This is a genomic window from Agrobacterium sp., assembly GCF_032092815.1.
GTDB lineage: Bacteria > Pseudomonadota > Alphaproteobacteria > Rhizobiales > Rhizobiaceae > Agrobacterium.
Window position 1 is genome coordinate 30,358 of sequence record NZ_DAMDBP010000041.1, and the last position, 7,354, is coordinate 37,711.

A 7,354-nucleotide genomic window follows, 5' to 3' on the forward strand; every position below is an offset into this window, starting at 1 on the left:
CGTGGCAATGACCTGGTGTATGTTGGCAATGTCGAGACCGATTTTGAGGCCACTGAAGCCGCCAAAATTCGCAAGACCCTCGACAGGTTGCACTGGAAGCAAAAGCGGCCGCCAGTGTCTAAGGCTGACAGTTCTGACATTGTCTGGGTCGAACCAACTTTGATTGCAGAGATAGAATATCGTGGCTGGACGGACGACGCAGAGCTGCGCCATGCATCCTACAAGGGATTGCGCGAGCGCCAGGACAATGCCGAAGTGTTCCGCCTCGACTAGCATAAGCGTCACAACGCGCTACAATAGGCACTACTCGAGCGGAATGGATGGCCTGATATGTGCAATCTCTATCGCATGGAAGACAGGGATTGGGTAACGAAATGGGCTCCCGATGTTGAGGCCCTGATTAACCTGATGCTGGCCTATCAAATGAACCCCGACCAGATGGGGCCAATCATTCGGAATACATCTGACGGTAAAAAACAGCTCGTCCATGCGCGCTGGGGACTGCCCTCACCCATCTACATCCAAAAGAAAGCTGCCGAGACCCGGGCGCAAAAGCTGAAAGCGAAGGGTAAGTCGGCGGACATCGATGAACTTTTGCGCATGGAGCCGGATCGCGGTGTCACCAATGTGAGAAACCTCACCCTGCCCCACTGGAAAAAATGGTTCGGTGTCGAAAACCGCTGCATTGTTCCCGTGACAACCTTTGCCGAACCAGATCCCAAAAGTCAGCAAGCCGGCGGAAATGTACCAAATGCCTGGTTTGCGCGTGATGAGGATAAATCGCTGATGTTCTTTGCCGGCATTCAGGTGCCGCAATGGCAAAGTGTGAGGAAGGTCAAGGATGGGATGACCAGCGATGATCTCTACGGCTTTCTGACAACAGATCCAAACGCCGTGGTAAAACCCATCCATGAAAAGGCGATGCCTGTCCTGCTGCTGACAAAAGATGAAACTGATGTCTGGATGAATGCACCATGGGATGAGGCAAAACACTTGGCCCGACCCCTGCCGGATGACGTGTTGATGATCTCATCACGCGAGCCGTATGGATCAACCATTGTCAGCAAATCAGGTGAACCTGTTGAACAACAGACTTTGTTTTAGGCGTTAAAGCCGTCCGATCCAAGCCAGGAGAACATTTGAAGCCAAAAGCGCTAGCCAGAAGATCAAAATGCCTGAGCATTGCAGACCATTTATCGTTTTCCAGTTCGGGAGAATGTGATGCGAGAGCGGTTTACATGGACGTACAACTCTAAACTTTCCAGGCGCGAAACTGATCGCCATTGTCGTGCTGACGAGAAAGCCTGGCTGGCAATCTACCAAGACGCTCTCGTTGTTTGTTAAATCTACTCTCGACCGTCAGTCGAAACAGAAGGAAGCACAATATGACCTTAGTCCTCGCCCTTCTGATCGGGGTTATTGCGGGCCTGCGTGCCATGACTGCGCCAGCCGCTGTCGCCTGGGCGGCCTATCTGGGATGGTTTGACGTGTCACAGACCAGGCTGTCATTTATGGGCAATCCATGGACGGCCTGGATCTTCACGATCGTGGCGGTGGGTGAATTGATTTCTGATCAGCTGCCAGGCACGCCATCGCGCAAGGTACCAATCCAGTTTGCGACGCGTATCGTTTCAGGCGCTTTGTCTGGGGCGGTCATTGGCGCGGCAGATGGGCTTCTTGTCATGGGAGCGATTGCCGGAATTATCGGGGCCGTTATCGGTACATATGGCGGTGCGGCCGCCCGGGCACGTTTGGCGACGTCGTTCGGCCGTGATCTGCCAGCCGCTCTTGTCGAAGATGTCGTCGCTGTCGTTGGCGCGCTCCTGATCGTGGCGGCAGTGTCATGAGCGAGTTCGACGCAATTTTCATAGGAGCAGGACAAGCCGGTCCATTTCTGGCAGCGCGCATGGCGTCACTCGGGCGCAAGGTCGCGCTTATCGAACGCAAGTATCTCGGCGGTACATGCGTCAATGCAGGCTGTATGCCGACCAAGACACTTGTCGCCAGCGCCAGAACGGCACATGTCGCCAGACACGCAGGCAAGTACGGTATTGTCGTGCCTGGTGATGTCCGCATCGATATGACAATGGTGCGTGACCGTGCTCATGCCGTCACGATGAACGCCCGAAGCGGACTGGAGACATGGCTTGGTGGTCTGGACAACATGTCCATCATCTATGGTCATGCCCGGTTTGAAGATGCACGGACGGTAGCTGTTAATGGAGAACGCCTTACGGCCCCTCAGATATTCATCAATGTCGGCGCACGCCCTTCGATCCCCTGTTATCCGGGGCTGAATGATATCACCTACCTTACCAGCACGACGATCCTGCAACTGGACACCGTCCCGCGCCACCTGGTCGTGATCGGAGGAAGCTACATCGGGCTGGAGTTCGCACAGATGTATCGCCGCTTTGGAGCTGAGGTGACGGTAGTGGAACGCGGTTCGCACTTGGCGTCGCGCGAGGACGAAGACATCTCGGAAGCGATTGCTGACATCATGAGATCGGAAGGTGTCGCCATTCAGACCGATGTGAAGGCGCTGTCGTTCTCGACGTCTGGCGACGAGGTTTCGATTTCGATCAATGGTGACACTATCCTTGCAAGCCATGTTCTGGTGGCAACCGGCCGACGTCCCAACACGGACGATCTTGGTCTGGAAACAGCAGGTGTCAAAACTGACGAAAAAGGGTTCATCATCGTTGATGATCACCTCTCGACAAATATAGCCGGCATATGGGCTTTGGGGGATTGCAACGGGCGAGGTGCTTTCACCCACACCTCCTACAATGACTTCGAAATCGTCGCTGCGAACCTGCTTGATGGTGCAAACAGGAAGGTCAGCGCGCGCATCCCCGCCTATGCCCTCTACATTGATCCGCCGCTCGGCCGGGTCGGCATGACGGAACGCCAGGCAAGGGCATCTGGCCTGCCGATACTTGTCTCGACCCGCCCGATGAGCCGTGTTGGCAGGGCGGTCGAAAAAGGTGAAACACAGGGCTTCATGAAGATCGTGGCCGATGCCAACACCAAACAGATCCTGGGTGCCGCAATTCTCGGTATTGAGGGAGACGAAGTCATTCACGGCATCATTGACGCAATGAATGCTCAAACTCCGTATGCGGAACTTCAATGGTCAGTGCCAATCCATCCAACAGTATCTGAGCTACTGCCGACTTTGATCGGCGACCTCAAGCCAATTATTTCGTGACGCCAGCTTGTAGAATGCTGCGTTGAAAACCTTTACCTCCGACCGGACCCTGGCCAGTCAGTGGCCGGTTCGCCAAGATCAGCGACGTTCTCATCTGCTGGATCCATCGCCTTCAAAACGGCGTCACGCCTGGCGCCGGGCTCGAGATCCAGTGTTTCGATATCGAGCGCAAAGACCCGGAAATGATAATGGTGCGCTGGATCGCCGACAGGCGGCTTCGGCCCGGTATATCCGACCGAGCCAATGCGGTTGGCACCCTGTTTCACGCCCTTCGGCTCCTGCAACACCGGCGTGCCAGAATTGCCTTCACGCAGTTTGGTGACCGTCTCCGGGATGTCATAGGCAAGCCAGCGCGTGAACGGCTTTGTCTTCGCAACGTCGGGGTCGTCACTGATGATCACAAACGACTTCATTGCGCTCGGCTCACCCCTCCATTCAATCGCCTGTGAAGCGTTATCGCCATCGGCGGCAAATTGCAGCGGGATCGGACCGCCCTTTTCGAACGCGGATTTTACTGCAATGGCGGGCACTGTAGACATAACGGACACCTGTCAAAAATCTCGCCCGTCGGTTTTGCTTATGCAACTCGCAGGCGTGCGATCTCATTCCACATCTGCATGTCGGCGGCTCACATGAGGCCACTTTTGAAACCTGTCGCGTTACAGCTCTGACCGAGTGGCCAGTTGAGCATAAGAACGCAGCACCAGGATTATATTTTCCCAAGTGTCGTCGATCATTCCTCGGCGGAACTTATCGTAAACTGCTGAGTTTGATTTCGTTGTTGAGCCGGAAAAACCAGCTCTCGGAGTACCGCAGTTTTAAGGTTGCCAATCCAAGACATTCAATCACTTGATGACTCGGACTGACCTACCAATCCTCCTTTCACCGGCGTCAAATTCCCGCCAACTCATCAAGGAACTCTTCCATGCAAATAAATACAGTCGTCTGGGGCGAGAATATCCATGAGCATATAAATGACACTGTTGGCTCGAATTATCCCAATGGCATGCACACCACCATTGCCGATGCCCTGAACACGCATCCGGATATCAGTGCATCCACTGCCACCCTTCAGGAAGATGAACATGGTCTGCCACAGACAAGGCTTGATCAGACGGATGTTCTTATCTGGTGGGGGCATAAGGATCACGGCGCGGTCGAGGACGAGATCGTCGAACGGGTGGTAAAACGCGTGTGGGAAGGTATGGGCCTGATCGTTCTTCACTCCGGTCATTTTGCCAAGCCATTCAAGCGCCTGATGGGTACCCCGTGTGCGTTGAAATGGCGCGAGGCCGGCGAGCGCGAACGCGTCTGGACGATCAACCCCCGTCATCCCATAGCGGCAGGTCTGCCGGAGCATTTCGAGCTTGAAAACGAGGAAATGTACGGTGAGCAGTTCTCGGTGCCAGAACCGCTGGAGACAGTGTTTATCTCGTGGTTTCAGGGAGGCGAGGTTTTCCGCTCCGGTCTGACCTGGCGGCGGGGTGCGGGAAACATCTTCTATTTCCGACCGGGTCATGAAACTTACCCCACCTATCACGACGCCAATGTCCAGAAAGTCATCAGCAATGCGGTAAAGTGGGCATACAATCCCGCGGGGGCGTTGAAGACCATCCACGATGCGCCGAACGTTCCAGTCGATCAGGCTCCTGAATCTATCGAGGAACGCGGCCCCAAACTGCACAAGGCGGGTGAAGCAGGATACAGGTGATCAATCATGAAGCTTCTTATTCTTGGAACCGGTGGCATGGCGAATAGCCATGTGATGCATTTCTCGCAAATCTCAGGCGTCGAACTGGTTGCAGCTGTTGACGTGGATGACGTGGTCGTTCGCGCATTTGCCGTTCGCCACAATATTCCTCTTACCTTCACGTCGCTCGATGATGCGTTGGCCTGGGGTGAATTTGACGCAGCGGCCAACGTCACACCGGATGCGATCCACTATCCCACAACGTTGAAGCTGCTGGCTGCTGGCAAACATGTGTTTTGCGAAAAGCCGCTGGCGGAAACCTATGCAAAGGCCGTCGAAATGGCGGAGGCTGCGGAACAGACGGGGCTAATCGGAATGGTCAACCTGACCTACCGTAATGTTGCGCCCCTTCAGGCGGCACGGCAGATGGTGTTGGAGGGGCGGATAGGCAAGCTACGGCACCTAGAAGCTTCCTATCTTCAGAGCTGGCTGGTGTCCAAAGCCTGGGGTAACTGGATGACGGAGAGCAAGTGGCTGTGGCGTCTATCCACCAAGCACGGTTCCAACGGTGTCCTCGGTGATGTCGGCATCCACATTCTCGATTTCGCATCATATGGCGCAGGCAGCGATGTGGAGCGCATTTTCACACGCCTGAAGACCTTCGACAAATATGAGGGTAACAGAATTGACGTCTACGATCTCGACGCAAACGACAGCTTTACAATGACGGCTGAATTTGAAAATGGCGCCATGGGTGTCATCCACGCAACACGCTGGGCAACCGGTCACCTCAATGAACTGCGTCTTCGTCTTCACGGTGACGAAGGTGCCTTGGAAGTCGTTCACACGCCCGATTACTCGACGCTGCGCGGTTGCTTGGGCGACGACGTGGACAAGGCCATCTGGAGAGAAATTCAGGTAGGGCCAGTGCCAACCAACTACGAAAAGTTTGCAGCAATCGTCATGGGCGGAGGAAAGGCGGACCCCGCGTTTCTCCACGCCGCGAACCTCCAGAAAATACTTGATCTGTCAATCGTGACTGACCGGGAGCGACGTGAACTTAGTGTTACCCGTAATCACTGAAAGTCGAACCGTCCAACCGGGAGTATCCAAACTCGCCAATGAAGGGGTGGAAGCTGGCTTCAAACCCGCTTCCACCGTCAAAAAGGTGTTTGGTTATGATAAGGACACTTCAAGACTAATTGGTACCGCAGACAGAGCCTTCGAGACCGGGCAGCCCTCTTTTGCCTTATTCGCGATTTCGCTGAACTCGGCGTGTTCGGCACCTGGAACAGAACCGCGAAGCGTAAGGGCGATTTTGGTGATCCCAAACCCATCGCCGACCTTATCAAGGGTGACCACGGCCGTCGTGTCAAGATCGGTCGCAGTATATCCAGCTTCACCGAGCATTTTGGAGAGGGCCATAGTAAAGCAGGCTGCGTGAGCTGCACCGATCAACTCTTCTGGGTTCGTTCCCTTGACACCTTCAAAGCGCGTGTTGAACCCGTAAGGATGCGAGCTGAGTGCGCCGCTCTCTGTCGATATTTCGCCTTTGCCGTCCTTGATGCCGCCCTTCCAGTGCGCTGAACCGTTCTTTTGTATTGCCATAACGTTCTCCTTAGGTTTGATGAGATAGCCAATGCCGGGTGGCGGGCCAGTGGGTCTGTAATCGTCGGCAGGTCTCTAAATCATCGACTGCACCGCGCTTCTCTCTCTCTCTCTCTGTCTCTGTGTGACCACGCAGAATTAAGACGAGCCTCAGCTATCCAAAATGACGCGCAGTCACGTATCCGCATGCACTGGCTGCGCCTGTCAGCAACGCACCCCAAATGAGGTCAACGACACTCATCAACACGGGCCAGCCGCGAATGGTGGAGAGGTTCGTCATGTCGTAAGTGCCATAGGCGGCCAATCCAAGCACAGCCCCATAACAAACGGCGACCCAAAGTGAGCCAGCCTCAAGTGCGGGAAGAACTGCGAGAATAACGATTGCCACCGCGAAAAATGCGTAGAAGAGAGCCGCAACTGCAAAGTTCGGTTTGGGAAGCATCAAATCGCCGAGTTGGTCCCGATAAAAGTTTTTCGCGACAAAGCCCAGCCAAATGGCATCTATCAATAAAAAGGAAATCAGAGTTCCAGCGTAAGCAAGACTGACTAGTTTCATTCGTTGATGTCCCGAGCGATTGTTTTCGCTACTAGAGAACACAACAACGTCGGACTTGTTCCAGTTTCGTGGCGTCATCTCGCTCAGAGCCTTCAAGCTCGCAGTCAAGTTGCGGTGTTCCTTGATGCCAGTGTGATACCACCAACAGCCTTCGCGTGATATGTGCATCGCTTGACAGCCAAAGTGCTATCGATCTGATTGTGTTCGTTGATTAAGCAATAGAGAGCTGTGGTATCATCAACACGTTTGCTTCAGCCGAAGCCAACAAAAATTGTTCACGGGCTTCCTC

General features: G+C 54.4%; 8 protein-coding genes and 1 pseudogene. 6 read left to right on the forward strand and 3 right to left on the reverse strand.

The features are described from left to right. From RT613_RS19225 to RT613_RS19240, 4 genes and pseudogenes are all read left to right on the forward strand, one after another. Positions 1-273 (forward strand): annotated as a pseudogene (locus RT613_RS19225) (ATP-dependent DNA ligase); the annotation flags it as partial. A gap of 57 nt (positions 274-330) precedes the next feature. Next, on the forward strand, positions 331-1,104 hold the full coding sequence (locus RT613_RS19230) for an SOS response-associated peptidase (protein ID WP_313617995.1): 774 nt from the start codon (positions 331-333) through the stop codon (positions 1,102-1,104). 281 nt (positions 1,105-1,385) lie between these two features. Further along, entirely contained in the window at positions 1,386-1,847 is a 462-nt protein-coding gene (locus RT613_RS19235; protein WP_313617996.1) for a DUF4126 family protein, read from the forward strand. Further along, positions 1,844-3,211, forward strand: a complete 1,368-nt coding sequence (locus RT613_RS19240; protein WP_313617997.1) for an FAD-containing oxidoreductase — start codon at positions 1,844-1,846, stop codon at positions 3,209-3,211. Before RT613_RS19235 ends, RT613_RS19240 begins: the two co-directional genes overlap by 4 nt. A gap of 32 nt (positions 3,212-3,243) precedes the next feature. Here the strand turns inward: RT613_RS19240 and RT613_RS19245 are convergent, their stop codons facing one another. Next, entirely contained in the window at positions 3,244-3,750 is a 507-nt protein-coding gene (locus RT613_RS19245; RefSeq protein WP_313617998.1) for a YbhB/YbcL family Raf kinase inhibitor-like protein, read from the reverse strand. A gap of 386 nt (positions 3,751-4,136) precedes the next feature. Here RT613_RS19245 and RT613_RS19250 point away from each other — a divergent pair, with 386 nt between their 5' ends. Together RT613_RS19250 and RT613_RS19255 are read left to right on the forward strand one after the other, a co-directional pair. Continuing rightward, positions 4,137-4,922: a ThuA domain-containing protein gene (locus RT613_RS19250; RefSeq protein WP_313617999.1), complete on the forward strand. Its 786-nt coding sequence runs from the start codon at positions 4,137-4,139 to the stop codon at positions 4,920-4,922. Positions 4,923-4,928: 6 nt separating this feature from the next. Continuing rightward, positions 4,929-5,984 carry a Gfo/Idh/MocA family oxidoreductase gene (locus RT613_RS19255; protein WP_313618000.1) on the forward strand — a complete coding sequence of 352 codons (1,056 nt, stop codon included), beginning with the start codon at positions 4,929-4,931 and terminating at the stop codon, positions 5,982-5,984. A 93-nt stretch (positions 5,985-6,077) separates the two neighbouring features. Here the strand turns inward: RT613_RS19255 and RT613_RS19260 are convergent, their stop codons facing one another. Both RT613_RS19260 and RT613_RS19265 read right to left on the reverse strand, forming a co-directional pair. Further along, positions 6,078-6,509 (reverse strand): OsmC family protein, encoded by a 432-nt coding sequence (locus RT613_RS19260; protein WP_313618001.1) that lies wholly within the window; start codon positions 6,507-6,509, stop codon positions 6,078-6,080. Between the two features lie 154 nt (positions 6,510-6,663). Then, positions 6,664-7,065, reverse strand: a complete 402-nt coding sequence (locus RT613_RS19265) for a DUF2177 family protein (RefSeq protein ID WP_313618007.1) — start codon at positions 7,063-7,065, stop codon at positions 6,664-6,666. Between the last annotated feature and the right edge of the window lie 289 nt (positions 7,066-7,354).